Source organism: Allokutzneria albata (assembly GCF_900103775.1).
Lineage (GTDB): Bacteria > Actinomycetota > Actinomycetes > Mycobacteriales > Pseudonocardiaceae > Allokutzneria > Allokutzneria albata.
Map to the genome: position 1 here is coordinate 7,050,061 of NZ_LT629701.1, position 25,114 is coordinate 7,075,174.

The 25,114-nt window shown below is 71.0% G+C and carries 28 protein-coding genes; 7 read left to right on the top strand and 21 right to left on the bottom strand.

Going from position 1 to position 25,114, the window contains the following annotated elements; translation table 11 throughout:
* Window positions 1-3 precede the first annotated feature (3 nt).
* Window positions 4-741, bottom strand: coding sequence for an MIP/aquaporin family protein (locus tag BLT28_RS32295; RefSeq protein ID WP_030426891.1), 738 nt, complete (start codon window positions 739-741; stop codon window positions 4-6).
* Between the two features lie 285 nt (window positions 742-1,026).
* On the opposite strand from BLT28_RS32295, the gene glpD reads away from it, so the two are divergent.
* Entirely contained in the window at window positions 1,027-2,742 is a 1,716-nt protein-coding gene (gene glpD, locus BLT28_RS32300; protein ID WP_030426890.1) for a glycerol-3-phosphate dehydrogenase, read from the top strand.
* A gap of 45 nt (window positions 2,743-2,787) precedes the next feature.
* On the opposite strand, the gene BLT28_RS32305 is transcribed toward glpD, so the two are convergent.
* The 10 genes from BLT28_RS32305 to BLT28_RS32350 all read right to left on the bottom strand — a co-directional run bounded on the left by BLT28_RS32305 (window position 2,788) and on the right by BLT28_RS32350 (window position 10,669).
* Window positions 2,788-3,588, bottom strand: a complete 801-nt coding sequence (locus tag BLT28_RS32305) for an ESX secretion-associated protein EspG (protein WP_081899954.1) — start codon at window positions 3,586-3,588, stop codon at window positions 2,788-2,790.
* The gene (locus BLT28_RS42260) at window positions 3,585-4,637 is read right to left on the bottom strand and encodes a PPE domain-containing protein (protein ID WP_030426888.1); all 1,053 of its coding nucleotides are present in this window, start codon (window positions 4,635-4,637) and stop codon (window positions 3,585-3,587) included. The genes BLT28_RS32305 and BLT28_RS42260 overlap by 4 nt, the downstream gene beginning before the upstream one ends.
* 32 nt (window positions 4,638-4,669) lie before the next feature.
* Window positions 4,670-5,140 carry a transcriptional regulator gene (locus tag BLT28_RS32315; protein WP_231950498.1) on the bottom strand — a complete coding sequence of 157 codons (471 nt, stop codon included), beginning with the start codon at window positions 5,138-5,140 and terminating at the stop codon, window positions 4,670-4,672.
* Between the two features lie 59 nt (window positions 5,141-5,199).
* Window positions 5,200-5,775 carry a DUF3558 domain-containing protein gene (locus BLT28_RS32320; RefSeq protein ID WP_030426886.1) on the bottom strand — a complete coding sequence of 192 codons (576 nt, stop codon included), beginning with the start codon at window positions 5,773-5,775 and terminating at the stop codon, window positions 5,200-5,202.
* Window positions 5,776-5,796: 21 nt separating this feature from the next.
* Window positions 5,797-6,336 (bottom strand): GNAT family N-acetyltransferase, encoded by a 540-nt coding sequence (locus tag BLT28_RS32325; protein WP_052406775.1) that lies wholly within the window; start codon window positions 6,334-6,336, stop codon window positions 5,797-5,799.
* A gap of 5 nt (window positions 6,337-6,341) precedes the next feature.
* The gene (locus BLT28_RS32330) at window positions 6,342-6,971 is read right to left on the bottom strand and encodes a DUF1707 SHOCT-like domain-containing protein (protein ID WP_052406774.1); all 630 of its coding nucleotides are present in this window, start codon (window positions 6,969-6,971) and stop codon (window positions 6,342-6,344) included.
* A gap of 34 nt (window positions 6,972-7,005) precedes the next feature.
* Complete coding sequence (locus BLT28_RS32335; protein ID WP_052406773.1) at window positions 7,006-7,446, bottom strand: DUF1707 SHOCT-like domain-containing protein; 441 nt, start codon at window positions 7,444-7,446, stop codon at window positions 7,006-7,008.
* Window positions 7,439-7,915 (bottom strand): DUF1707 SHOCT-like domain-containing protein, encoded by a 477-nt coding sequence (locus BLT28_RS32340; RefSeq protein WP_052406772.1) that lies wholly within the window; start codon window positions 7,913-7,915, stop codon window positions 7,439-7,441. Before BLT28_RS32340 ends, BLT28_RS32335 begins: the two co-directional genes overlap by 8 nt.
* 70 nt (window positions 7,916-7,985) lie before the next feature.
* A complete protein-coding gene (locus BLT28_RS32345) occupies window positions 7,986-8,903 on the bottom strand; it encodes an HAD family hydrolase (RefSeq protein ID WP_081899952.1) in 918 nt (305 codons plus the stop codon).
* The gene (locus BLT28_RS32350) at window positions 8,885-10,669 is read right to left on the bottom strand and encodes an acetyl-CoA carboxylase biotin carboxylase subunit (RefSeq protein WP_030426881.1); all 1,785 of its coding nucleotides are present in this window, start codon (window positions 10,667-10,669) and stop codon (window positions 8,885-8,887) included. Before BLT28_RS32350 ends, BLT28_RS32345 begins: the two co-directional genes overlap by 19 nt.
* Window positions 10,670-10,830: 161 nt before the next feature.
* Here BLT28_RS32350 and BLT28_RS32355 point away from each other — a divergent pair, with 161 nt between their 5' ends.
* The gene (locus tag BLT28_RS32355; RefSeq protein WP_156050425.1) at window positions 10,831-11,523 is read left to right on the top strand and encodes a hypothetical protein; all 693 of its coding nucleotides are present in this window, start codon (window positions 10,831-10,833) and stop codon (window positions 11,521-11,523) included.
* A gap of 10 nt (window positions 11,524-11,533) precedes the next feature.
* Here BLT28_RS32355 and BLT28_RS32360 read toward each other — a convergent pair whose 3' ends face one another.
* The 9 genes from BLT28_RS32360 to BLT28_RS32390 all read right to left on the bottom strand — a co-directional run bounded on the left by BLT28_RS32360 (window position 11,534) and on the right by BLT28_RS32390 (window position 20,914).
* Window positions 11,534-12,820, bottom strand: coding sequence for a dicarboxylate/amino acid:cation symporter (locus tag BLT28_RS32360; protein ID WP_030426879.1), 1,287 nt, complete (start codon window positions 12,818-12,820; stop codon window positions 11,534-11,536).
* A 49-nt stretch (window positions 12,821-12,869) separates the two neighbouring features.
* Entirely contained in the window at window positions 12,870-12,950 is an 81-nt protein-coding gene (locus BLT28_RS42935) for a putative leader peptide (protein ID WP_371504170.1), read from the bottom strand.
* A gap of 11 nt (window positions 12,951-12,961) precedes the next feature.
* On the bottom strand, window positions 12,962-13,621 hold the full coding sequence (locus BLT28_RS32365) for a Maf family protein (RefSeq protein ID WP_030426878.1): 660 nt from the start codon (window positions 13,619-13,621) through the stop codon (window positions 12,962-12,964).
* A 65-nt stretch (window positions 13,622-13,686) separates the two neighbouring features.
* Entirely contained in the window at window positions 13,687-15,264 is a 1,578-nt protein-coding gene (locus BLT28_RS32370) for a hypothetical protein (protein ID WP_043810077.1), read from the bottom strand.
* Between the two features lie 124 nt (window positions 15,265-15,388).
* Complete coding sequence (locus BLT28_RS32375; RefSeq protein ID WP_231950499.1) at window positions 15,389-17,284, bottom strand: Xaa-Pro dipeptidyl-peptidase; 1,896 nt, start codon at window positions 17,282-17,284, stop codon at window positions 15,389-15,391.
* A 257-nt stretch (window positions 17,285-17,541) separates the two neighbouring features.
* Entirely contained in the window at window positions 17,542-17,757 is a 216-nt protein-coding gene (locus BLT28_RS32380) for an acyl-CoA carboxylase subunit epsilon (RefSeq protein ID WP_030426876.1), read from the bottom strand.
* Window positions 17,754-19,394 carry an acyl-CoA carboxylase subunit beta gene (locus BLT28_RS32385; protein ID WP_030426875.1) on the bottom strand — a complete coding sequence of 547 codons (1,641 nt, stop codon included), beginning with the start codon at window positions 19,392-19,394 and terminating at the stop codon, window positions 17,754-17,756. Before BLT28_RS32385 ends, BLT28_RS32380 begins: the two co-directional genes overlap by 4 nt.
* A 209-nt stretch (window positions 19,395-19,603) precedes the next feature.
* The gene (locus BLT28_RS40565; protein WP_156050423.1) at window positions 19,604-19,765 is read right to left on the bottom strand and encodes a hypothetical protein; all 162 of its coding nucleotides are present in this window, start codon (window positions 19,763-19,765) and stop codon (window positions 19,604-19,606) included.
* 102 nt (window positions 19,766-19,867) lie between these two features.
* A complete protein-coding gene (locus tag BLT28_RS32390; protein WP_052406771.1) occupies window positions 19,868-20,914 on the bottom strand; it encodes a methyltransferase in 1,047 nt (348 codons plus the stop codon).
* A 149-nt stretch (window positions 20,915-21,063) separates the two neighbouring features.
* On the opposite strand from BLT28_RS32390, the gene BLT28_RS32395 reads away from it, so the two are divergent.
* From BLT28_RS32395 to BLT28_RS32415, 5 genes are all read left to right on the top strand, one after another.
* On the top strand, window positions 21,064-21,921 hold the full coding sequence (locus tag BLT28_RS32395) for a biotin--[acetyl-CoA-carboxylase] ligase (protein WP_322788459.1): 858 nt from the start codon (window positions 21,064-21,066) through the stop codon (window positions 21,919-21,921).
* Window positions 21,922-21,989: 68 nt separating this feature from the next.
* Window positions 21,990-22,505, top strand: a complete 516-nt coding sequence (locus BLT28_RS32400; RefSeq protein WP_030426872.1) for a PH domain-containing protein — start codon at window positions 21,990-21,992, stop codon at window positions 22,503-22,505.
* Window positions 22,505-23,440, top strand: coding sequence for a hydroxymethylglutaryl-CoA lyase (locus tag BLT28_RS32405; protein WP_030426871.1), 936 nt, complete (start codon window positions 22,505-22,507; stop codon window positions 23,438-23,440). The genes BLT28_RS32400 and BLT28_RS32405 overlap by 1 nt, the downstream gene beginning before the upstream one ends.
* Window positions 23,437-24,006 (top strand): GNAT family N-acetyltransferase, encoded by a 570-nt coding sequence (locus BLT28_RS32410; protein ID WP_030426870.1) that lies wholly within the window; start codon window positions 23,437-23,439, stop codon window positions 24,004-24,006. The genes BLT28_RS32405 and BLT28_RS32410 overlap by 4 nt, the downstream gene beginning before the upstream one ends.
* On the top strand, window positions 24,003-24,698 hold the full coding sequence (locus BLT28_RS32415) for an adenosylcobinamide amidohydrolase (protein ID WP_030426869.1): 696 nt from the start codon (window positions 24,003-24,005) through the stop codon (window positions 24,696-24,698). Before BLT28_RS32410 ends, BLT28_RS32415 begins: the two co-directional genes overlap by 4 nt.
* On the opposite strand, the gene BLT28_RS32420 is transcribed toward BLT28_RS32415, so the two are convergent.
* The gene (locus tag BLT28_RS32420; RefSeq protein WP_156050421.1) at window positions 24,699-25,112 is read right to left on the bottom strand and encodes a hypothetical protein; all 414 of its coding nucleotides are present in this window, start codon (window positions 25,110-25,112) and stop codon (window positions 24,699-24,701) included. It abuts the gene before it with no gap.
* Window positions 25,113-25,114: the final 2 nt, after the last annotated feature.

Genomic DNA, 25,114 nt, shown 5'->3' on the forward strand with positions numbered 1-25,114 from the left:
GGGTCAGATCAGGGCCAGTGCGAGCAGACCGGCCAGCGCGCCGCCGATCAGCGGGCCGACGACGGGAACCCAGGAGTAGCCCCAGTTCGCCCCGCCCTTGCCCTTGATCGGCAGCACCGCGTAGGCGATGCGCGGGCCGAGGTCGCGGGCCGGGTTGATCGCGTAACCGGTGGGCCCGCCGAGGGAGTTGCCGATACCGACGACCAGGAACGCCACCGCGGCGTAGCCGAGCGCGGAGTTGCCGAACTGCGGCACGCCCGTCTCGGCGACCTTCACCGTCGGGCTGGCCAGCACCCAGAACACCAGCACGAAGGTGCCGATGACCTCGGAGAGGACGTTCCACGGCTTGTTGTCGACGGTGGGGCCGGTGGAGAAGATGCCGAGGGTGTTCTCCGGGGCGTCGTGGTTGTCGAACTGGAGCTTGTAGGTCAGCCAGCAGAGCGTGGCGCCGAGGAACGCGCCGATCATCTGCGCCGCGATGTAGATCGGCACCTGGGCCCACTCGATCTTGTCCGCGACGGCGAGGCCGAGGGTCACCGCGGGGTTGAGGTGCGCGCCACTGGGCGCCGCGACGCTCGCGCCCGCGAAGACCGCGAAGCCCCAGCCGAAGTTGATCAGAAGCCAGCCGCCGTTGTGGCCGAGGGAGTCCTTCAGGGTGACGTTGGCCACTACTCCGGCACCCATCAGGATCAGGATCGCCGTTCCGATCAGTTCCCAGACGAAGATCTCTCCGCCAGTCATCGCAGCCCCTCTGCTGTCGGTGCTTGGTCCACATGCGACAGCGCGACCCACGTCAGGGCTGCGGCGGCGCATCCTCGAACTCGGCGGACCGTACTTCCGCGAGCGAGTGGATGTCCACGGCTTGTTTCTGAACCGAGTGATTCCGTTACCCCGATGACATGGGTGTTCGTCTGATCGGACTGCCGAGTAGCGTGATTGCTGGTCCAATACGCGCCGGGCGCAGGGAGGCGATGCCGCGTGGCGAAGCGGGAAGCACGAGGTTCGACCGGCAGGACGACACCCTCGGTGGGCGCGGCCGAGCTCGGCCCGGCCGACCGGGAGCGGAGCTGGCAACAGCTCGGTTCGGAGCAGTTCGACGTCGTGGTGATCGGCGGCGGGGTCACCGGCGCGGGCGCCGCGCTGGACGCCGCCACCCGTGGCCTGCGGGTCGCCCTGGTGGAGGCGCGCGACCTCGCGTCCGGGACGTCGAGCCGTTCCAGCAAGCTTTTCCATGGCGGATTGCGCTATCTGGAGCAACTGGAATTCGGTCTGGTCCGAGAGGCGCTGCGCGAGCGCGAGCTGATGCTCACCCGGCTGGCGCCGCACCTGGTGAAGCCGGTGAGCTTCCTCTACCCGCTGACGCACCGGATCTGGGAGCGGCCCTACACCGCCGCCGGTCTGATGCTCTACGACACGATGGGCGGGGCGCGGTCCGTGCCCGGCCAGAAGCACCTCACCAGGGCGGGCGCGCTGCGCATGGTGCCCGCGCTGAAGCGGGACGCGCTGATCGGCGGGATCCGCTACTTCGACGCGCAGGCCGACGACGCCCGGCACACCATGACGGTGGCCCGCACCGCGGCGCACTACGGCGCGGTCGTGCGGACGTCAACCCAGGTGATCGGGATGCTGCGCGAGTCCGACCGGGTCTGCGGCGTGCGCGTGCGCGACGTGGAGACCGGGGAGGAGACCGAGGTCCAGGCGCACGCGGTGATCAACTGCACCGGCGTGTGGACCGACGCGATCCAGAAGCTCTCCGGCAGCCGCGGCCGATTCCGGGTGCGGGCGAGCAAGGGCGTGCACATCGTGGTCCCGCGCGACCGGATCGTCTCCGAGAGCGGGCTGATCCTGCGCACCGCGAAGTCCGTGCTGTTCGTGATCCCGTGGCGCAACCACTGGATCGTCGGCACCACCGACACCGACTGGAACCTGGACCTGGCGCACCCGTCGGCGACCAAGCAGGACATCGACTACATCCTCGACCAGGTCAACACGGTGCTCGCCACGCCGCTGACCAAGGACGACATCGAGGGCGTGTACGCGGGCCTGCGGCCGCTGCTCTCCGGTGAGAGCGACGACACCTCCAAGCTCTCCCGCGAGCACGCCGTCGCGCGCGTCTCGCCGGGCCTGGTGGCCATCGCGGGCGGCAAGTACACGACCTACCGGGTGATGGCCGCCGACGCGATCAACGCCGCGGCGGTGGACCTGCCCGGCCGGATCGCCCCGTCGATCACAGACAAGGTGCCGTTGCTCGGTGCGGACGGCTACCACGCGCTGGTGAACCAGGCCGACCAGCTCGCCGCCAAGCACGGCCTGCACCCGTACCGGGTCCGGCACCTGCTCAACCGCTACGGCTCGCTGGTGCACGAGGTGCTCGCCGAGGCCGATGGCAGGCCGGAGCTGCTGCGGCCCGTGCCCAGCGCACCGGACTACTTGCAGATCGAGGTGGTCTACGCGGCCAGCCACGAGGGCGCGCTGCACCTGGAGGACGTGCTCACCAGGCGCACCCGGATCTCCATCGAGTACCCGCACCGCGGTGTGGACTGCGCGGAGAAGGTGGCCGAGCTGATGGCGGGCGTGCTCGGCTGGGACGACAAGACGATCAAGCGCGAGGTGGAGGTCTACACCGCGCGGGTCGAGGCCGAGCGGGATTCCCAGACGCAGCCCGACGACCAGGCGGCCGACGCCAAGCGGACCGCAGCCCCGGAGGCGCGGCAGCAGATGCTGGAGTCCGCCGCGAACTGAGGCGACGGTGAAGGGCGCCCTCCTCGTGGGGCGCCCTTTTCGTTGCTACAGATCGGGATCGGTGAGTTCGGCGAGCAGTTCGTCCAGGTGCTGGGTGAGCCTGCGGTTGTCGGCTGGGGAGATCGTGCTCCACGGGACACCGCTCGGCGAGGCGCTCCGCGTCTGCAGGTAGCGGCCCGCCGGGGTGTCGAAGAAGGCGATCACCCGGTCCGCGCGCCGCCGCCTGCCGTGCTCGTCCCTTGCCGCGACGCCGAACTGGCCACGATCGCCGACTTCACTGACCACAGTGGACAGTGCGTGCGCGTCCTCGGCGCGCACCCCGTACTGGCGCAGCGCGGCTTCGAGCGCTTCGACGGAGTTCCCGGCCTGCGCGGCCGCCGCGTCGAGGTCGGAGCTGGGCAAGGTGATCGACCGCCCCGTCCCCGCGGGCAGCGCGGGCAGCACCGACAGCGCGATGCGGGGGAGCCCGAAGTCGGTGGTCTGGCGCAGCTTGAGCTGCGAACCTTCAAGCACCGCAAGCACTCCGTCACTCCCGCGGGCCGCGCAGAGAACCCGGACGCTGTGCCCGAGCCAGATCCGGCCGTCGACCTCGCGGTCCGGCAGCGCGAGCACTTCGAGCATCCGCTCCAGCTCGGCGTCCAGCCGGATCGGCCTGCCGAGGCCGCGTTCGCCGATGCCGTCCCACGCCGCGCGCTCCAGCTCCGCGCGCTCCTGATAGGTCTTGCCCGGCGACGGGACCTTGATCACCAGCGGCATGTCCGGCAGGCCCAGGTGGCTCCAGAGGACGTCGAACTCCAGCGCGGAGAGCACGACCTCCCTGGCAGGGGCTTCGCCGAACAGGGTCACGACTCGCCGATCACCGGCGGGGCGACGAGGAAGGAGTCCCCGAAGATGTCGTCGGTCTCGACCAGGTAGTCGGCGCCGCGGTGCTCGCGGTCCTCCTCGCGCCGGGCCGAGACCCCGGCCAGCGCGGTTCCGGACTGCACCTGCTCGACGCCGATCACGCTGTAGCTGCTCGGCGGCGAGGTCTGCGGGGCGGGCAGGGAGACCGCGGAAGCCTGGGTGACCATGCCAGACGGTGCAGACGGCGGGGCCGGGGACAGCGACGGCACGCCGGGCAGGGCGGCGGCGGGGCGCACCGCGGGCGGCGGGCTGACGTGCGTGGCGGTCGGCGTCACCGCGCGCGGACCGGGCGTGATCTGCTTCGCGGCCGGTGCGCTGGTGGACGGCCGGGTGGGCTGGCTCGTGGTGCCGCGGTTGACGGGCGTGCGCTGGGTGGGCAGTGAGCCGCCTCGAGGGCGCGTGACCGGCCTGCCGTGCCCGGGGACGGGGGCACCGTCCACGCGCGGGTTCAGCGGCTCGACGGACAGCTGCGGCGGCTGGGTGAACTGCCCGAGCGTGCTGGTGTTGCTGGTCGTCTTGGCCTGGTAGGCCGACATGACCTCGACGGCCTGGCGCTCCGCCGTGGAGCGGGCGGCCTCCTGGACCTCGTAGTCGGTCTGCCCGCCGAAGAGGTGCACCAAGCCGGCCACCAGCGCGTTCGGCTGCTCGGCGCTGACCTTGACCGGGCGCGGCATGTCCGCGCGCGCCTTGCCGATGTGCTCGGCCTGCTGCTCGGCGGACAGGCGCATCACCTCGGCGCCGGTCTTGGCGTCCCGCGCCCACTGCACGAGAGGGCTGAGCTTGCCCTGGGCCGCGTCGGAGGCCCTGCCCTCCCAGGCCGCTCCGCCCCTGGCGAGCGCCTCCTTGATGTCCTTGTCGATCTCGTCGAGCGCCTTGGACATCTCCGACCAGCGCCGGATCGAGGCCGCCGACGCGGCCGGGCCGGGCCCGCTGTGCAACTGCCGGTACAGCTCCTCGTGCGAGTAGCCCTGCCAGCGGTGGTCGGCGTTCATCTCTTCGCCTCCTGCAACCGGGGAAGTCGGGGTCAGCAGCCGGACTGCCTGTCGTTCATCAGGTCCCGGTTACCGCCTTCGATGCGCCGGTAGCCGCGTTCGATCTGGTCGAGGGCCTGCACGGCGTTGTTCAGCTGCTGCTGGTAGCCCTCGAGGGCGCCCAGCGCGGCCTCGCCGCTGTCCATGGAGCGGTCGTTGAACCTGGCGGCGGCCTCCGCGCTGACCGGGTCGCCCGCCCACGGCCGGATGCGCAGGTCGGACCGGGCCTGGCCGACCTCGGGGGTGAGCCGGTCCAGCGCGCGCTGGAACGCCTTGCGCATCGTCGGGATGGCGGCCTTCTCGACCTTCATCCGCTGCTGCCCGGACCCGCCGGAGAGCGCCTCCGAATCGGCCAACCGGCGGGACAGGTCGCCATTCGGGGCGTTGGAGAACGGCACGGTGCACTCCCGATCCCTGCGCGCGGACGTCTTGCCGGGGCCACTGTAGCGACTGTGAGTGATCACTTGGAACGCTTCCCGTGACGAACGCTGGACCAGGCTAGTAACTCACCGCGCAGGGTCACTCACTTTGCGCTGATCAGGGTACGCACGGCGGCTTGGGCAACCTCCTGAGCGCGAGAGCACATTTGCTCGAGCGACGGCGGGTGACCGCTGCCCGCGTTGCCGAACTGGACGTCGAGGAACTGCCCGGCGGCGACGTCGACGTCGACGTTGCAGAAGGCGGTCTGGGCGGCGGTGCGCACCACCACGGCCGGAAACCCGGCGATCTGCGTCTGCGTGACGTCGGCCTGCGCGGTCTCGTCCAGCCACACCTCCACGCCCTGGACCAGCACCAGGCCGATCCGCACCGAGAGCGCCCGCGTGCTGTCCCGGAAGTCGCAGACCTTGGCATCGCCCATGTTCGGGTTGCGGCCCGGCAGCGGTGGCCGGTCCATGCCCAGCTCCTTGCGCTGCGCGGAGGTCAGCAGCGTGCACGGGTCGGCGCGGTCCAGCTTCACCTCGCGCGGGCGGGGCGGCAGCGTGATGGCCGTCGTCGTCGGCAGCGGCTCGTCCGCCCGGGTCCGCTTCGGCTTCGCGTCGGGCGTCGCCGTGCACCCCGCGAGGAGCAGGACGGCGATGAGGGCTCCGAGCGCGCGCATGCGACGTACCGTAGCGACGCCCTACAGCCGCAGCGTCCAGACCATCAGCGTCGCGGGCTCGCCGTCGACCTCGGTCTCCCCGGGGAGCCCTCCCCGCAGGGTGAACCCGCACTTCTCCGCGAGCCTGGCCGAGGCGGTGTTCGGTTCGGCGTGGGTGTAGCGGACCTCCTTGAGGTCCAGTGCCCCGAAGCCGAAGCGCACCGCGGCGCCGACCGCCTCGGTCATGATGCCCCGGCACCTGGCCGGCGGGTGCGTCCAGCACGCGACCTCTGCGGTGCCCGCGTCCAGGTCGAGGTTCTTCAGGCCGACCTCGCCGAGCAGCTCACCCGTCGTCGGCTCCGCGACCGCCCACGAGCAGCGTTCGTCGTCGGCCCACTCCCTGGTGCGCAGTGCGACGTAGCGCCCGGCGGCCTCCAGGTCCGGCACGCTGTAGTGGTAGACCCAGCGCCGCATCTCCTCGTCGGCGAACGCGCTCACCAGTGCGGGGCGGTCGTCCAGCCGGTCGTCCGCGCGCAGCGCCCGCAGGTAGTGGTGGCCCGCGTTGATCTCGATCGGCTCCACGCGGGTCAGTCCTCGTCGACGATCCGCTTGCGGGATCGAGCATCATCGTCGTCGGAGCGCCGCAGCTCCCGGTGCCGGTCCCGCATCTCGCGGTGCCGGTCGCGGATCTCCTTGTGGTGTTCGCGCACCTCGCGCCGCAGCTCGTCGTGCATCTCCATGTGCTTGAGCCGCCTCTTGGCCCGCTTGCGCGCCTGCTTCGCCCGCTCCTCGGGGTCGTTCCAGTTCGGGCCCCACACCGCGCCGAGGAAGATCGACAGCGCCAGCGGGGCGAGGAAGACCATCCACGTGCCGAGGAGGAAGAACAGCGGCACCATCGCGACCCAGGACACGGCCATGACTCCCGCGGTGACCCGCTGCGCCTTGGTCATGCCCGGCGCGTCGAGCTCGGTGTCCTCGGCCACCGCGGGCACGGCCGAGCGGGGCACCAGCCCGCTCAGGTCGGGGTGCGGCTCGGGGAGGTCGGAGAAGACGGCCAGCAGCTCGCCCTGGGTGCGCGCGGTGGTGACCTTCGCCGTCCGTTCGCCGTACTCGTCGACGTCCAGCCGCCCGGCGGTGAAGTGCTTGCCGAGGGCCTGGACGGCGGCTTCCCGTTCGGTGTCGCCGACGCGGAGCAGGGAGGGGTCGGGTTCGCTCACAAGAATGAATGGTAGGCGCGCGGACGAGGAGCGGTCAGCCTCCGCCGAACAGCAGGAGCAACACCACACCGACCACCACGAGCCCGATGAGGAACGAGGTGGAGCCGAAGGTGCCGAGAATGGTGACCACGACGCCGAGCACGATGATCGGCACGGTGATCGCGGCGACCATCCACGTGCTGGGGCCGCGTTTGGCGGGCGGGTGCTCGATCCGCGGCTCGTAGGCCACCGGAGGCGGCGGTGGGGTGTAGGCGTCCGCCGGTCGCGGGGTCCCGAAGGCCGGGTGCGGCGCGGGCAGGTCGGTGAACAGCCGGAGGAGGTCGCCCTGGGTGCGGGCGCCCGCGGCCTGGGTCGCGCGGTCGCCGTACTCCTCCGGTGTCAGCCTGCCCGCGGTCAGGTGCTCGTTCAGCAGGCGTTGCGCGTCAGCGCGCTCGACATCGCCGATCCTGATGTCCGGGAAGGAGGAGTCACCCACCCTGTCGATCGTAGGGGCGGGAGGGACCCGGCCGCAGCATGCGGACCAGGCCGAGCGCCACGAACAGCATCGAGGACAGCACCCCGACCACCGCGACGAGCTGCACCATCCCGCGCATCGACATCCCGTAGAGCACCGTCAGCCCGAACACGCCGACGCAGCCCACCATGAACACGGCCGCGGCGATCCCGAGCGCCTGGATCGGCCCGCTGACCTCGGCGCGCACCATCCGCTGCGGCGGCGCTTGCGGGGTGAACGACATGGGCGCGGCGGGGCGGTGGTGGCCGGGCAGGTCGGCGAACAGTGGCAGCAGGTCGGCGGCGAACCTCGCGGTGCCGGCGAGCGCGGCGCGCTCCCCGTACTCCTCCGAGGTGAGGCGGCCGGCTTCCAGGTGTTCGGCGAGCATCCGTTGCGCTTCGGCTCTCTCGGTGTCACCGATGCGGGTCTGCGGATCCAGCGGCTGCGTCATGCGCACGACGCTAGCCAGCACGGCCGCGCCGCTCCTCGGCCGATCGGCCAGTACCGCCTCATCCGGGTGGTCACCCCGTGTCGGTGACGAAGCCGTCGTAGCGGTCGGCCAGCAGCTCCAGCTGGTCCTGGGAGTGGATCGCGGGCAGGCCGTCCGGCGTGGTCTCCACCAGGACCACCCAGTCGGCGTCCTCGGCGTCGTCCTCCCCGGCGAGCAGTTCGCGGTGGACCGTGCACGGCGCCCAGCCCTCGGCGAGCAGCTCCCCGGCCAGTTCCTCCGCTTCGTCCTTGTCGTGCAACACGACCAGCGCCTGCAACTGCGTGTCCACAGTGGACCCTCCTGGAGCGGGATCGGCGTCGAGCAGGCCGCGGGCGCGCAGCGCCTCCCGCAGCGAGCCGGTGGTGGGGACGTGCGCGGCGTCGATGCCGAGTCCGGCCGCCGCCACGACGTTCTCCGCGGTGTCGTCGCAGAACAGCGTCGTCGCGGGGGAGTGCTGCAGGACGCGAAGAGCGCGGCGGTACGCCTCGGGATCCGGCTTCGCCCGGCCGATGCGCTCCGACGAGACCACGGCGTCGACCTCGCGGTCCAGCCCGAGCAGCCGCAGGTCGTCCTCAAGGCGGCTCGTCGCGTTGGTCAGCAGCGCCACCCGGCAGCCCGTCCCGCGGACCGCGCGGACCAGCTCCAGCGCCTCGGGGACCACCTCGCCGGGGCGCATGAACGCGCGCATCGCCGCACCGGCCGCCTCAGTGTCCACAGTGGAGTGATCGGCGACCAGGCGGTCCCGCGCGGCAGCCCACCACTGCTCGGCGTCGATGTCGCCGACGAGCGCCGGACCGAGCACGTCGGCGGCGAAGGCCGCGGCGGCCAGGCTGTCCCTCGGCAGGTCGTAACGGTCCTCGACGGGGGCCGCGGAGCCGAAGCGCCGCAGCACCCCGTCCAGATCGAGCAGGAGCAGGCTGGGTCGCCCGCTCAGTCCTTCACCTCGCACAGCACGACACCCTGCCCGACCGCGTCGCCCGGGGCGGCGGTGAGTCCGGTGACGGTGCCCGCCTTGTGCGCGGTGACCGGGTTCTCCATCTTCATCGCCTCCAGCACCACGAGCAGGTCGCCCGCCTCGACGTGCTGGCCGTCCTCGACGGCGACCTTGACGATGGTGCCCTGCATCGGCGCGGCGACCGCGTCACCGGAGGCGGCCGCGGCCGCCTTGCCGCCGGAACGCTTGCGGGGCTTGGCCTTCACGGCCGTACCGCCGCCGTTGCCGCCGATCGCCAGGTCACCGGGAAGGGTGACTTCGAGGCGGCGCCCGCCGACCTCGACGACCACGCTCTGCCGGGGGATCTCGACGTCCTCGGTGCCCGCGGCGCCGGCGAAGGGCTCGATGGTGTTGTCGAACTCCGTCTCGATCCACCTGGTGTGAACGGTGAAGTGCTCGGTGAAGGCGGGGTCGCGCAAGATCGCGCGGTGGAAGGGCAGCACGGTCGCCATGCCCTCGACGACCATCTCGTCCAGCGCGCGGCGGGCCCGCTCGATGGCCTGCTCCCTGGTCTCGCCGGTGACGATCAGCTTGGCCAGCAACGAGTCGAACTGGCCGCCGATCACGCTGCCCGACTCCACGCCCGCGTCCACCCGGACGCCGGGACCGGACGGCGCGATGAAGGTGGTCACCGTGCCGGGCGCGGGCAGGAAGTTGCGGCCCGCGTCCTCGCCGTTGATCCGGAACTCGATGGAGTGCCCGCGCGGCGTCGGGTCCTCGGTGAAGCGCAGCTTCTCCCCGGCGGCGATGCGGAACTGCTCGCGCACCAGGTCGATGCCGGTGGTCTCCTCGCTGACCGGGTGCTCGACCTGGAGCCGGGTGTTGACCTCCAGGAACGAGATCGTGCCGTCGAGGCCGACCAGGAACTCCACCGTGCCCGCGCCGTGGTAGCCCGCCTCGGCGCAGATGGCGCGGGCCGCCTCGTGGATGCGGCGGTGCTGGTCCTCGCTGAGGAACGGCGCGGGGGCCTCCTCCACCAGCTTCTGGTGCCTGCGCTGCAGCGAGCAGTCGCGGGTGCCGACCACGATCACGGTGCCGTGCTGGTCGGCGAGCACCTGGGCCTCGACGTGGCGGGGCTTGTCCAGGTAGCGCTCCACGAAGCACTCGCCCCGGCCGAAGGCGGCGACGGCCTCGCGCACCGCGCTGTCGAACAGCTCCGGGATCTCCTCCACGGTGCGGGCGACCTTGAGGCCGCGGCCGCCACCGCCGAACGCCGCCTTGATCGCGATCGGCAGGCCGTGCTCGGAGGCGAAGGCGATGATCTCGTCCGGACCGCTGACCGGCTCCTTGGTCCCGGGCACCAGCGGGGCGCCCGCCCGCATCGCGATGTGCCGCGCGGTGACCTTGTCCCCGAGGTCGCGGATGGCCTGCGGGGTCGGTCCGATCCAGGTCAGGTCCGCGTCGATGACGGCCTGGGCGAAGTCGGCGTTCTCGGAGAGGAAGCCGTAGCCGGGGTGCACCGCGTCGGCGCCCGCGCGCTTGGCGACGTCGAGCAGCTTGTCGACGTTGAGGTAGGACTCCGCCGCGGTGCTGCCGCCGAGCGCGAACGCCTCGTCGGCGAGCCGGGCGAAGGGCGCGTCGCGGTCGGGGTCGGCGTAGACGGCCACGCTGGCCAGTCCCGCGTCCCGGCAGGCCCTGATCACCCGGACCGCGATCTCGCCGCGGTTGGCGACGAGCACCTTCGTGATGGCCCGCCCCTGCGTGTCGCTGCGCACTGACACCGCACCTCCTCGTGACGACGCGTCGGTCAACAGACTGGCGCGTCGGCGAGTCTAGGGTCCAGGTGAGGGGTGCTACTGGAGAGCAACCTCACGTGTCGGGCGCGCGTCGTTGCAGTTGCTGTTTCCGGCCGGTAACCATTCAGGCGAAGGGGGTGTGCGAGGTGTCGTCCGCGCCGAAGTCGGTCGTCGTGACCATGTGGGCCAGCGCGGTGGTGACCGTCGCGGCCCTGGTCGCCGTCGCCGCGCTGCGCGGGGCCGACGACGCGTCGGGCAACCCCGGCGCCTCGTCCACGACGCCGCCTCCGGCCCAGGGCCAGCTCTACTGCAACACCGGGCCGTGCAAGGTGCTGGCCACGCAGCGGATCGAGGGCGACCAGATCGAGCTGCTGACCGACAAGAACGGCGGCAACGGGCGCATCCGGGTGGGCCGGGACAACGCGCACAGCATCTTCGAGGTCACCATCGGCCAGTACTCGGCGCGGCTGACCCCGCAGTCGCTGAGCTGCGCGCCCGGGCGCATCGCGGTCTGCCTGGTCTCCGGCGAGGCCGGGGACACCGTGACCGGGGAGCTGTTCGTGCGCGGCCCGGACGCGTGGGAGCGGGCGCAGTCGGCCTACGTCGCCACGGCGGGCCTGATGAACCTGCACGACGTGGACGGCAACGGCGTCGCCGAGCTGGTGACCGCGCAGAGCGGCTGCGGCAGCGGGGCCACGCTCTGCGAGTCCTACTTCATCGAGGTGTGGTCCACCGAGACGGAGCAGATGGGCTGCACCGCCCCGGTGAGCAGGCTCGACCGGCTGCCCGGTTACCCCTCAGCACTCGCGCCCGCGAAGTCCGCGCTGCGCAAGTGCTGAGGAGCTGGGGTCACGCGGGGGTGGGAGCGGGCTCGTCGGCCAGGACGTCGGTCCTCGGCGCGTTGTAGACCTCGTCGTCCAGAGTGCCCTCGCTGCGCGCGACGAGGACCGGGACGACCATCTGGCCCGCCACGTTCGTCGCGGTGCGCATCATGTCCAGGATCGGGTCGATCGCCAGCAGGAGGCCGACACCGGCCAGCGGCAGGCCCACGGTGGACAGGGTCAGCGTGAGCATCACGGTGGCGCCGGTGAGCCCCGCGGTGGCCGCGGAGCCGACCACGGACACGAACGCGATCAGCACGTAGTCCCACAGCGACAGCGGGACGTTGAAGACCTGCGACACGAAGATCGCGGCGATGGCCGGGTAGACCGCGGCGCAGCCGTCCATCTTGGTGCTCGCGCCGAACGGCACCGCGAAGCTCGCGTACTCCCTCGGCACCCCGAGGTTGTCGATCGTGGTGCGCTGCGTCAGCGGGAGCGTGCCGATCGAGGACCGGGACACGAACGCCAGCTGGATCGCGGGCCAGGCGTTGGCGAAGAACTTCGCCGGGCTGACCTTGCCGACCACCCGCAGCAGGACCGGGTAGACCACGAACAGCACCACGGCGCACGCGACGTAGACCCCGATCACGAACGTCGCGAGCGGGCGCAGCAGGTCGAAGCCGTACTGCGAGGCGGCCTTGCCGATCAGGCCGAGCGTGCCGAGCGGGGCGAGCCGGATGACCCACCACAGCGCCTTCTGCACGACCTCCAGCAGCGAGCGGTTGAAGGCGACGAACGGCTCGGCCTTCTCGCCGACCTTGTACGCGGCGATGCCGATCACCACGGCCAGGAAGACGATCTGCAGCACCTTGCCGTTGGAGGTGAAGGCGTCGGCCGGGTTGGTCGGGATGATCCCCTTGAGGAAGTCGAGCCAGCTGCCCTGCGTCTTCGGCTTGTAGTTGGGGTCGGGGGCCAGTCCGACGCCCTGGCCGGGGTTGCTGATCAGCCCGGTCGCGATGCCGACGAGCACCGCGATCAGCGAGGTGATGCCGAACCACAGCAGGGTCTTGCCGGTCAGCCTGGCGACCGTGCCCGGCCCGCCGCTGATCTGCCGGAGGTTGGCGATGCTCACCACGATCGCAATGAACACCAGCGGCACCACGGCGAGCATGAGCAGCTGCACGAACGTGCCGCCGATCGTGCTCAGCGCGGTGCTCAGCCAGGCCAGGTTGCCGACCCTGGCGATCACGCCCAGCACGATGCCGAGCACGAGGCCCACCACGATCTGGACCCAGAACGGGATCTTCTTGAGCACGGGAGGATTCCTTGGCGTGTGAGGGGGAAGGGTTCGGTGTCGGGGCGGGTCAGCCGGGACAGAGCGAACTCGCCTGCCGTCGCAGATCGACGTGCAGGCGCCTGGTCAGCAGAAGCCGAGGAATCTTCATTGCGCTCTCAACTAACCATCCGAGGGCGAGGAGGCTTCCTGGTCCCGCCAAAGTGTGACGACACCCACCCCCACCTGCGCAAGGAGCTTCCGGGTGAGGGGAAGGCTGATGCCGATGACGCTGGACGGGTCACCGTCGACGCCCTCGACGAACCAGCCGCCTAGGCCGTCCAGGGTGAAGCCGCCCGCGACCGCCAGCGGCTCGTCGGTGGCCAGGTAGGCCTCCAGCTCCTCGTCGGTGATGTCGGCGAAGCGGACCGTGGTCGAGGCCGAGCCCCTGGCGCGCGCGACGGCCTCGCCGTCGCGGAACAGCGCGACCGCGTGCCCGGTGAGCAGGTCGCCGGTGCCGCCGGCCATGTGCTTCCACCGCTCGCGGGCCACGTCCGCGGTGCCCGGCTTGCCGACCACCTCCGGCCCGTCGCCGAAGTCCATCAGCAGCATCGAGTCGCAGGCGACGACCACGCAGTCCGGGAAATCGGCGGCCACGTCCCGGCAGACGGCCGCCGCCTTGGCCTCGGCGAGCGCCACGACCAGGTCGGTCGGGGAGGCGTCACCGAGCGCCGCGGTGACGGCGTCCTCGTCGACACCGGAGACGCGGACGATCGGATCGATCCCGGCGGCGCGGAGCACGGCGCGGCGGGCGGGGGAGGCTGAGGCAAGCACGAATCGCACGAGCCGCGAGGGTAGCCAGTCCGCCGCGCCGCGTCTCGCTCCGACCCAGCGCGCCACTTCGGCGGTCAGGACGTGAAGTACCGCCGCGCCACATGTTCGGCGACCCGGTCGACGAGTGCGGCCTTCTCCGCGTCCTGGGCCGGGCGCAGGATGTCCGAGATCCCGACGGGGTGGTGCAGGCTGCCGGTGATCTTCAGGATTCCCTCGGCCTCCGCCGAGCCCCGGACGGCGACGTAGACGTCCTTGCCGGTCACTCCGGCGACCGTCCTGACTCCGCCGTGGTGCGTGCAGTTCCTGGCCTGCCGCCCGTCGACGGTGCCGTCGCCCCACCGGGAGCCGGTGAGGCAGAGCCAGTCCGCCAGGCCGGTGAGCGACTCGTCCGGGCCCACGCCGAGGTTCACGGCCAGGCTGTAGTCCGGGGTTCGTGCCGCGCACCCCCACTTGTGGATGTCGTCGACCACCGCGACCACCGGCTCCCGCAGGGTGACCGTGCGCATCGCGTCCGCGAGCATCGCGCACAGCTCGTCCCCGCCCGAACTCTCGCCCACCGCGGCCATGATCGCGTTGACGCCCTGCCTCGGGATCGCGGGCTTGGCCGCGCGGCAGGTGTCGGGCCAGGCGTTGGTGAAGATGCGGCAGGCGGGGTCGGTCTCCTCGTCCTGAGCGCCATCGGGGAGGCCCAGCCTGCCCGGTGCGGGTGCCCCCGGAGGTTCGGCGGACAGGACCGCGCGGACCTTGTTCGCCAGGGCGGGGAACTCCTCGCAGGCCGCCCCGGAGAGCTGCAGCACGTGGAAGCTGTTGCCGTACCTGGAGATCGGGACGGCTTCCTGGGCCCAGGACAGCGTGCAGGCGAGCGGCTCGGACGAGTCGAACCGGTGCCGTTTCGCCGCCACACCGTTCAGCTGGACGATCGTCTCCGGTGCCTCGACACGCACCGCCGGATCGTCACCGTGTTGCGCTGCCAAGCTGATGTACTTGCCGCTGTCGAGCCTCGCTGAGCACTCGTCGCGGTTCCGCCCCGGCTCGGGCGCGGGCCTGTCCAGCGCACCGCCCAGGACTTCGCACATGTCCCACTTGGCCAGCATCGGTCCTGGCCTGTGCAAGTGCGCTTCCGGACGTTCCAGTTCCCCTGCGACGCGGTCGACGAACCCGCGCGGTGTCGCGCAGGCGATTCCCGGATCTCGTTCGCGCCCTTCCGCCCGGCTGGTGACCAGGATCGCCGCGGTCGACGAGAGCGGCAGGAACACCTCGCAGGTGTTGCTGGTCATCTCGGAGATGGAGAGTCGTTGGTAGGCAAGCAATCCGCGCGCGGTGACCGGCGCCGAGTCGGCGCGGTCCCCGTGATGGAAGCGCGCACCGACCTCCAGTTCGACGGTGAACTTGTCCCAGCTGTCCTTGGTCACCTCCATCTCGCAGCGGTGCGGCCTGACCAGGTACGCACTGCCCGGCGTGATCGTCAGCGGCACCGCGGCCGTGAGCAGTGTGCACGGGTCGATCCGGCCGGCCGCCCACTTCGCGGGCTCTTCCGGGATGAGGACCACCGGTTTGTCTACTTTGGACAGAGAATCGCCGATGACCGCCGTGGTGCACCCCGTCGCGAGGAGCGCGAGCGCCAGCACGGCGGCTGTCAGCCGCGTGTTCATGTGTTCCCCCGTTGCGCGATCGCCGGTGCCCCCACACCCGCGTGTTGTCCCGGGGAGAACATAGGGGGAGTGCCCCCGGCGCGGGTTCGCACCGCTGCCGAGGGCACTCGAATGGATGAGCCGATCAGCGTTCGCCGTTGGGCAGTGCCGAGGGCGCGGGCATCCCGGAGCGCGCTTCCGGAGCCTGCTCTCCGCTCGCGGCGGGCAGCCCGCCCACCAGTGGGAGGTCGAAGGAGGTGCGGCTCAGGTCGACGGTGATCCGGGGCAACTGGGCCGGTGCGGTGATGAACGTGTCGTCCGTTCCACCGATGATCACCGCGAGCTGGTGGCCCGCCGGGATCACGTGGTCGAGCGCGGAGAGCCGGAACGTCATCGGGTAGCTCTGCCCCGGCCGCAACGGTGTGCTGCTGTTCAGCGAAGCGTGGTTGCTCAGGTCCGCCCAGCCGCGCGCCAGCACCTCGTGGTCGACCTGCTTCGTGGTGGTCGCGGTGTCCTTGTAGCAGGCGTTGTCACCGTCGCGGTTCTCTCCCCAGCACGACTCGGTGCCGAGGGTCCTGATGCCTTCACCGCTGCCCCGGTAGTCGCGAATCGTGGTGGGGCCGTAGTGGACCAGCGCGACGGTCAGGTGCGCGGTCGGCGTCGACGAGCTGGCCGTGACGGTGACCGAGCCGGTGCCGGAGAGCCGCACTTCCTCGCTCAGCGAGCCGGTCGTGAAGAGCACTCGGGACGGGGAGGAAGTGTTGGGCTGCAACGCCCACGAGAACTCGTTGGTCCGGCCGTCGTCGGTCAGCTGCTCGGTCTTGCCCACCGCCGCCGGGGCCGTGGCGAGCTTGCCGAGACCCGCGGCGGTGCCCGGTTGCGGGCGCACGGAGGTCAGCTTCGCCGTGGGTGGCCAGACCTTGTCGGTGACCCAGGTGTCCGGCGCGCGCTCCACATCGGCCATCGGCTCGGTGTCGATGCCGTTGGCGACGCCGAGCAACGTGTGGTCGAACCAGCGGTGCAGCGTGCGCACCCACTCCGCCCTGCGGAAGTCGAAGGGGTCGACGTGCCCGGCCTGGCTGAGCCAGATCTTGCGCTTCACCCCCGCCTTGGCCAGCGCGTCCCACCACTGTCCGAAGTGGAGGGTCATGACGTTGAGGTCGCCGAGCCCGTGCACGACGAAGACGCTCGCCTTCACCTTGCTCGCGTCCGGGACGTGGTTGCGCTCGGCCCACATCGGGGTGAAGTCACCGTTGGCCTTGGCGCCCTGGTCGAGCGCGGTCTTGGCGTGACCGCAGTCCGCCCGTCCGCCGCTCTCCACCGTGCGGGCCAGGCCGGAGGGACCGTTGCGGCGGAACGGGACTCCGTCGCCGCGGTAGTAGTCGTACCAGGAGCTGATCGCGCCGATCGGCACGATGGTGCGCAGGCCGTCGACACCCGTGGCCGCGACGCCGTTGGCGATCGTGCCGTCGTAGGACTTGCCGATCATGCCGACCGCGCCGGTGGACCACGTCGCCTGCACCGGCTTGCCGCCCGCTTTGCTGTCGTAGCCCGCGCTGCGGCCGTTGAGCCAGTCGACGACCGCCTTGGCCGACGTGACATCTGACCGGCCGCCGACGTCCACACAGCCCTCGGAACGGTTGGTGCCCGCGAGATCGACCAGCACGACCGAATAGCCGCGCGGCACGAAGTAGTTGTCGTAGAAGAGCGGGAAACCGACTGGACGCCCACTCGCGTCATAGGTCTTGCGCTCGGACTCGTTGCCGCGACCGCAGCACGAGTAGTACGGGCTCGCGTCCATGATCACCGGCACCTTGGCGGTGGTCTGAGGCCGCACGATGTCCGCGGCCACCCGGTCGCGCACGCCGTCCCGATCGCCGTCGAGACCGATGTCCACCCACACCGTCTCGCGCACCGCGTCGGCGAGCGCGTGCACCGGTTGGCTGAGCCCACCTGGGAGGACCCGCGCCGAGGCGGGCACTGCCACCGTCGAACTGATGAGGGCCAACAGCCCGGCCAGGACGCCGATCCGTCTGAGCAAAGCGCACCTCCGCCTCAGGAACTGGCACAACGCTATGCACCCTGTCCAGGCGCCGGGCAGAGCCGATCGGCGTCGGCCGTACTGAGTAGTCGTGCGGATGCGGGCCGTGTCGGCGCGGGCCCACGATGGCCCGATGCGTGTGATCACCAGGGTGCGCCGCCACGCGTGGCCGCTGTCGGTACTCGGAGCAGCCATCGCGGGCGGCCTCGCCGGCTTGCTGATGCTCGCCGACCCCGTGCTCTTCCCCTGACGAGCGCTCAGAAACGGTGCGCCGACGCCCGCCACGCCCCCGGACCGGGATGGTGCGGGCGCCGCAGCAGCGAAGCCCGGTCGGCCCACAGCGAGCGCGGCCGCGGCGGGGGTTCGGGCGCCTCCCGGCTCGCCATCGCCGTGATCACCGCGGCGAGCGCGGCGAGTTCCGCGTCCGTCGGCTCGCCCCGGACGACGCTCAGCAGCGGTTCCTGGGCGCTCACAGCGGGATGTTCCCGTGCTTCTTGGGCGGCAGCGTCTCCCGCTTCTCCTTCAACAGGTTCAGCGCGCGGGCCACGTAGCCGCGGGTGTAGGACGGCGGGATCACCGAGTCCACGTAACCGCGCTCGGCGGCCACGTAGGGGTTGCACAGGGCGTCCTCGTACTCCTGCTGGAGCTTGGCGCGCAGGGCGTCCACGTCCTCGCCGCGCTCCGCCGCCTGCGCCAACGTCTTGCGGTGCACGATGTTCGCCGCGCCCGAAGCACCCATGACCGCGATCTGGGCGGTCGGCCAGGCGAGGTTCACGTCCGCGCCGAGGTGCTTGGAGCCCATCACGTCGTAGGCGCCGCCGTAGGCCTTGCGGGTGATCACCGTGACCAGTGGGACGGTGGCCTCGGCGTAGGCGTAGATCAGCTTCGCGCCGCGCCGGATGATGCCGTTCCACTCCTGGTCGGTGCCGGGGAGGAAGCCCGGGACGTCCACGAAGGTGAGCACCGGGATGTTGAAGGCGTCGCAGGTGCGCACGAAGCGCGCGGCCTTCTCGCTGGCGTCGATGTCCAGGCAGCCGGCGAACTGGGTGGGCTGGTTGGCCACCACGCCGACGCTCTGCCCGTCCACCCGGCCGAAGCCGATCAGGATGTTCGGCGCGAACAGCGGCTGCACCTCGAGGAACTCGCCGTCGTCGAGCACGCGGGTGATGACCTCGTGCATGTCGTAGGGCTGGTTCGCCGAGTCCGGGATGAGCGTGTCCAGCTCGCGGTCGTCGTCGGTCAGCGCCTCGGCGATCGAGGTCTCGGTGAGCGCGGGGGAGTCGTAGACCGGCGGCTCGGAGAGGTTGTTCGAGGGCAGGTAGCTCAGCAGAGCCTTGACGTAGGAGATCGCGTCGTCCTCGTCGGTGCCCATGTAGTGCGCGTTGCCGGACTTGGTGTTGTGCGTCCGCGCGCCGCCCAGGTCCTCGAAGCCGACGTCCTCACCGGTGACCGTCTTGATCACGTCGGGGCCGGTGATGAACATGTGCGAGGTCTGGTCGACCATCACGGTGAAGTCGGTCAGCGCGGGGGAGTACACGTGCCCGCCCGCGCACGGCCCCATGATCAGCGAGATCTGCGGGATCACGCCGGAGGCCTGGGTGTTGCGCCGGAAGATCTCCCCGTAGAGGCCGAGCGAGACCACGCCCTCCTGGATGCGCGCCCCGCCGCCCTCGTTGATGCCGACGATCGGCCGACCGGTCTTGAGCGCCAGGTCCATCACCTTGACGATCTTCTCGCCGTAGACCTCGCCGAGCGAGCCGCCGAAGATCGTCACGTCCTGGCTGAACACGCACACCGGGCGCCCGTCCACGGTGCCGTAGCCGGTGACGACGCCGTCGCCGTAGGGCCGGTTGCGCTCCTGGCCGAAGTTGATCGAGCGGTGCCGGGCCAGCTCGTCCAGCTCGACGAACGACCCCGGATCGAGCAGCTTCTCGATCCGCTCCCGGGCGGTCATCTTGCCCTTCGCGTGCTGCTTCTCCACCGCGCGGGCGGAGCCGGCGTGCACGGCCTCGTCGTTGCGGCGGTACAGGTCGGCGAGCTTGCCGGCGGTGGTGTGCGTGTCCGGCTCCGCGCTCGGTGCCACGCCGATCGGTTCGGTGGCGCTGCTCATGACCGGTGAGCGTATCCACCCCGGCCAGCGGTGGTTACTGATGCGTATCCCACATCACTCTCCGGTGGCGGCCGCCACCGGAGGTCGAGGTCGATCTCGAAGCAGGCGTGCACGGCGCGGTTCCAGTGCGGCACGTGACCTCGGCCGATGCCGCCTGATCGCGGCGGCCGCGTCGAGGAAGTCGCGCAGCCGCTCGTCGGTGTCTCGCCTCACATCGCCACTGCCTCGGACAGAATGCGCTCGCGCATCCGGTGCTTGAGCCCGTTGGGGGTCGTGACCTGGGGGAACACGGTGAGCAGGTCCTCGCCCCCGAGCGCGAAGCCGGTCAGCGCGAAGTAGCCGCCGTAGATCTCGTCACGGTGTTCCCGCACCTCTTCGAGGGTGACACGGCGGTGCGGGGCGTCGGTGGCCTCGACGCTGGGTTCATGGCTCCTCCTTCCCGCCGTGCACCGCCGGTCATCCCGGAAACGCCGTCAGACGGGGGTGGCCCTGAGGACGGAAACGGAGATCGGGAACTCGCACCGGGTGATCGAGTCCAGGTGCATGCCGGCCTCGGCCAGCAGCGCGGCGAACTCCTCCCGCGTGCGTTCCTTGCCGGTGGTGCACACCATCATGTTCAGGTCGCTCATCACCACGAACGGCTCGTCGGCGAAGTCGGTGACGCCCGACGGCATGACCTGCTCGATGATCAGAAGCTCGCTGTCGGGCCGCATCGCCCGCGCGCAGCTGCGCAGTATCCGGACGGCGCTCTCGTCGTCCCAGTCGTGCAGGACGCTCTTGAGCACGTACGTGTCGTGACCCGCGGGTACGGACTCGAAGAAGTCGCCGGGCACCGCGCGGCAGCGGTCCACGACCGGGGCGAGCACCGGAGCCGACTCGGCGAGCCCCATGGGCAGATCGTAGAGGATGCCTGTCACGTGCGGATTCGCCGCCAGCAGACTCGCGATCAGGGTGCCGTTGCCGCCACCGACGTCGACGAGCGTTGTGGTGGCAGACAGGTCGCACGCGGCGACAACGGCCGGGTTCTGCGTTTCCGTCGTCTCCGCCATGGCGCCGTTGAAGTGGGCCTCGGCCTCGGGGTGCTCGGCCAGCCACTCGAACGGCTTGCGGTCGTACTCCAGCTCGATCCCGGAACGACCGGTCCGAACGCTGTCCGCCATGCGGCCCCAGGACTTCCACGTCGGCTCGCCGCCGAAGGTGAGGGCGAGGTTGCGCACGGAGCCGGGCACGCCCTCGCGCAGCACCTCTCCGGCGTTGGTGAGCACGTAGACGTCCGGTTCGGTCTCCTTCACCAAGCCGATCTGCGTCGCCCCGCGCAGCAGCCGCTTCAGCGATGGCTCGTGCACGTCGAGCGCGACGGCGAGCTGGGACGTGGTGCGAGCGCCGCCCGCGAGCGCGTCGGCGACGCCGAGCCTCGCGACGGTGTGCACGACCTGTGCGGGACAGAAGGCGAACAGCATTCCCACGACGTATGCGCGGTCGGCGTGCACGTCCGCGCCCGTGAGCTGGTCGACGCTCATCGGATTCCTCTCCTCGGCGAGGGCCTCGGCGGAGAATGTCTCCCAACGCGGTCAAACCCGCTCGCCGGAAGACGACCCGAAAGTGTGTCCACAGTGGACTCAATGCCCAACGGGCGGCCCCCGTACCCCGGCGACTACCCTGACCAGGCGTGATCGCCGATCTCGCTGCCCTTCACGCGGACGCGCTACGCGCCGAGCTGCTGGCGCCCGCCGGGCCGTACACCGCGCTCGACGTGCTGGAGCGCACCGGCTCGACCAACACCGACCTCGCCGCCGCGGCCCGGGAGGGCGCGCCGGACCGGACGGTGCTCATCGCCGAGGAGCAGACGGCGGGGCGCGGCCGGAACACCCGCTCGTGGGTTTCACCCGCGCGGGCGGGCATCCACGTGTCCGTGCTGTTGCGCCCGGCCGGGGTGCCGGTTGCCCGGTTCGGGTGGCTGATGATGCTCGGCGGCGTCGTGGTGCAGCGCGTGCTCGGCGGGCTCTGCGGGGTCGACGCGGTGCTGAAGTGGCCGAACGACCTCCTGGTCGGCCCCGATCGGGCGAAGTGCTGCGGGGTGCTCGCCGAGGCGGTCGGCGGGGCGAACCCGGCGGTCGTGCTGGGCATCGGGGTGAACGTGCACCAGCGAGCGGATGAACTTCCGGTGGGCCCGGGCGGGCTCCCGCCGACCTCGCTGGCCCTGCAGGGGGCGGAGTGCCTGGACCGCGACCGCATCCTGGTGGAGTTGTTGCGGGAGCTGGACTTCGCCGAGCGGCAGTGGCGCGAGCACGCGGGCGACCCCGTGCTCAGCGGGCTGGTCGAGCGGTACCGGCAGGTCTGCGGCACGTTGGGGCAGCGGGTCCGGGTGGAGCTGCCCGCGGCAGGGGGCGCCAACCGCTTCCTGAACGGTGTCGCCGAGGACGTCGACGACGACGGCAGGCTGGTCGTGCGGACCGCGAACGGTTCGGCGCAGCCGATCTCCGCTGGTGACGTCGTCCACCTGCGCCCGGCTAGTCAGGCCGAGTGAGTCGCTAGGGTCCGCGGGAGCGACGCGAGTACGGTGATCGCCGCGTCCCGCACACCAGGAGGAGTCCCGTGGCCTACCCGGACGATCTGCTTTCCGACGACGAGCAGGTCGTGGTGCACAAGCACCCGCACTGGAAGATGCTGTTCTTCCCCGTGATCGTGCTGCTCGTCGTTGTCGGCGGCGGCATCTATCTCGCCACCCTGGTGCAGGAGACCGAGTGGCGGACGGTCGGCCAGATCGCGATCGCCGTCGTGGGCGGCATCCTGCTCATCTGGTTCACCTTCGCGCCGTTCGTGCGCTGGCGCACGACGCATTTCGTGGTGACCACGCACCGGCTGATGGTGCGCGAGGGTGTGCTCAAGCGGACCGGCATCGACCTGCCGATGTCCAAGATCAACAGTGTTCGCTCGAACCAGTCGCTGTCCGACCGGCTCTTCGGCTGCGGCACCCTGGTCGTCGAGTCGGCCTCGGACGAACCGCTGGAGTTCGACGACATCCCCAAGGTCGAGCACGTCCGCACGGTGCTCTACCGCGAGACCAACGACGACCCGAACGACGACTTCGCGCCGAAGCAGGCTCGCTGATGGGGGCTCGCGAGGTGGGCCTGCCGACCCGGTCGGTGCCGCTGGAGTCCTTCTACCCCCAGCGGGTGACGATCTGGGAGGTCGGCGCCCGCGACGGGTTGCAGAACGAGAAGTCGATCGTCCCGGTCGCGACCAAGCTGGAGTTCCTCGGCCGCCTCGCCGACGCGGGGCTGACCACGTTGGAGGCGACCAGTTTCGTGCACCCGAAGTGGGTGCCGCAGCTGGCCGACGCCGAGGAGCTGCTCGCCGGGCTGGAGCGCCGTCCTGGTGTCGACTACCCGGTGCTGGTGCCCAACGAGCGCGGACTGGACCGCGCGCTCGCGGCGGGGGTCGGCCACATCGCGATCTTCGCCAGTGCCACCGAGAGCTTCGCCAAGCGCAACCTCAACCGCACCCTGGACGAGCAGTTCGAGATGTTCGAGCCGGTCGTCACCAGGGCGCTGGCCGAGGGGCTGCGGGTGCGCGGCTACATCTCGATGTGCTTCGGCGACCAGTGGGAGGGCGACGTCGAGCCGGAGCAGGTGCACCGGGTCGGCGAGCGGCTGCTGGACATGGGCTGCTGGCAGATCTCCCTCGGCGACACCATCGGCGTCGCGACGCCGGGGCTGGTCGAGGACGTCATCGCGGGCTTCGACGAGATCGACCGGCTCGCCGTGCACTTCCACGACACCTACGGCCAGGCGCTGGCCAACACGCTGACCGCGCTGCGCTGTGGAGTGTCCACTGTGGACTCGTCGGCGGGCGGGCTCGGTGGCTGCCCCTACGCGGAGTCGGCCACCGGCAACCTCGCCACCGAGGACCTGGTGTGGGCGCTGGAGGGGATGGGCATCGAGCACGGCGTCGACCTGGACGCGCTCGCCAGGACCAGCGCGTGGATGGCCGAGCAGCTCGGCCGCCCGAGCCCGTCGCGGGTGGTCCAGGCGCTCACGGGATGAACGTCCGCCCGCTCGACGAGAGCACGTGGCCGCTGCTGGAGGAGCTGTTCGGGCCACGGGGCGCGGTCGAGGGCTGCTGGTGCATGTGGTTCCGGCAGAGCAACGCCGAGCAGCGCGCCAACGCGGGCGAGGGCAACCGGAAAGCCTTGCGGGACCTCGTCCGTTCCGGCGCGCCGGTCGGATTGCTTGCGGTACAAGAAGAACGCGCGGTCGGTTGGGTCGCGGTGGCGCCGCGGCTCGACCACTCGCGGCTCGAACGCTCCCAGGTCGCGAAACCCGTCGACCTACAAGAGGACTTGGCCGGTGTGTGGTCGGTGACGTGCTTCTTCGTCCACCGCTCCGCGCGCCGGCAGGGGGTGACGGCCGCTCTGTTGGACGCCGCTGTCGAGCACGCCAGGGACGGCGGCGCGCGGATCGTCGAGGGCTATCCCGTCGACACCGAAGGCGCCAAGCGGAACTCCGGCTCGCTCTACCACGGGACGCTGAACCTGTTCCGGGCCAACGGTTTCGAAGTTGTGCAGCGGCGTGGAACGCGGCGTGCGCTGGTTCGTAGGGTGCTCCGATGAGCGAGTGGACCGCGCCGGCACCGGTGCTGCACTGGGTGGAGTCCTATCCGGTCCTGGCCTGGCAGGCTGATCGGCCGTGGCTGGCGATCTCCTCCGGGGTGCACGGCGGCGGCATCGGCGAGCGTTCCTGGGTCGTCAACGCGACGGTCGGAACGAACTACGACCGCGCCGACCCCGGGGAGCACGTGGCCGAACTCGCTGCTGCGTCAGGGCTTTCCGGTGCGGGCACGGGATTGCTGACAGCCGTCGACGTCCGGCTGGCGGTGACCAACGCGGACAACGGCGTCGTGGCGTCCGCGACGACCGGGATCGGCCTGCACCCCACGTGGGCAGCGGCGCGATCCTCCGCGGCGCCGGTGCTCGACCCCGCAAGCGGGTCTTCGCTGGACGCGGCGCCGGGCACGATCAATGTCGTGTGCTGGTCACCGGTGCGGATGTCCGAGGCGGCCTTGGTGAACGCTGTCGCAACGGTGGCCGAGGCCAAGGCGCAGGCGTTGCGGGAGGCCGAGATCCCCGGCACCGGGACCGTCACCGACGCGGTCGTGTTGCTGTGCCCCGCGAACGGGCCCGCCGAAGCCTATGGCGGGCCCCGCTCGCGGATCGGCTCGGCGATGGCGCGCGCGGTCCACGCCTCGATCGTCGAAGGTCTCCGCGTGGAGTCCCCGCGCTACGAACCGTGGACCGGGTCCTGACTACCCCTTCTTCGAGGGGCTGCCGTACTGCTTCGCGGGGTAGTTCTCGAAGTAGAAGGTCATCCAGGCGCTGTGGTGGTTCTTGGTGTGGCCCTTGACGGCTGCCTTGAGGGTCTTGGTCTTGCCCTTCTTGCAGTGGAGGGTCACCTCGTCACGAGAACCCGCGCTGTACTCGTTCAGCGAGAAGATGCTGTTCGAGCAGTGCTTGGGCACGTTCTTGATGTCGGCGTAGGCCTCGAAGTTCCCGCCGTTGACGCGGATGCACGCCTTGTTGCCGTCCTTGACCTCGTCGCCGTACGGGGTCCGCCACGAGCAGTTCCACTTCGGTGCGGCCTCCGCGGGCGTGGTGAGCGCGAGGGCGCCACCCGCCGCCATGCACAGCGCGACAAGGGTTGAGCTGATCCGGTTCGCCATGA

What these genes read in the sequence shown, in the direction of transcription:
- BLT28_RS32295 (WP_030426891.1), bottom strand. Translation starts at nt 741, where the DNA reads ATGACTGGCGGAGAGATCTTCGTCTGGGAACTGATCGGAACGGCGATC.
- BLT28_RS42260 (WP_030426888.1), bottom strand. Translation starts at nt 4,637, where the DNA reads ATGAACGCCGACCACCGCTGGCAGGGCTACTCGCACGAGGAGCTGTAC.
- BLT28_RS32320 (WP_030426886.1), bottom strand. Translation starts at nt 5,775, where the DNA reads ATGCGCGCGCTCGGAGCCCTCATCGCCGTCCTGCTCCTCGCGGGGTGC.
- BLT28_RS32340 (WP_052406772.1), bottom strand. Translation starts at nt 7,915, where the DNA reads ATGACGCAGCCGCTGGATCCGCAGACCCGCATCGGTGACACCGAGAGA.
- BLT28_RS42935 (WP_371504170.1), bottom strand. Translation starts at nt 12,950, where the DNA reads ATGAAGATTCCTCGGCTTCTGCTGACCAGGCGCCTGCACGTCGATCTG.
- BLT28_RS32370 (WP_043810077.1), bottom strand. Translation starts at nt 15,264, where the DNA reads ATGAACACGCGGCTGACAGCCGCCGTGCTGGCGCTCGCGCTCCTCGCG.
- BLT28_RS32385 (WP_030426875.1), bottom strand. Translation starts at nt 19,394, where the DNA reads ATGAGCAGCGCCACCGAACCGATCGGCGTGGCACCGAGCGCGGAGCCG.
- BLT28_RS32390 (WP_052406771.1), bottom strand. Translation starts at nt 20,914, where the DNA reads ATGAGCGTCGACCAGCTCACGGGCGCGGACGTGCACGCCGACCGCGCA.
- BLT28_RS32405 (WP_030426871.1), top strand. Translation starts at nt 22,505, where the DNA reads ATGGGGGCTCGCGAGGTGGGCCTGCCGACCCGGTCGGTGCCGCTGGAG.
- BLT28_RS32410 (WP_030426870.1), top strand. Translation starts at nt 23,437, where the DNA reads ATGAACGTCCGCCCGCTCGACGAGAGCACGTGGCCGCTGCTGGAGGAG.
- BLT28_RS32415 (WP_030426869.1), top strand. Translation starts at nt 24,003, where the DNA reads ATGAGCGAGTGGACCGCGCCGGCACCGGTGCTGCACTGGGTGGAGTCC.
- BLT28_RS32420 (WP_156050421.1), bottom strand. Translation starts at nt 25,112, where the DNA reads ATGGCGAACCGGATCAGCTCAACCCTTGTCGCGCTGTGCATGGCGGCG.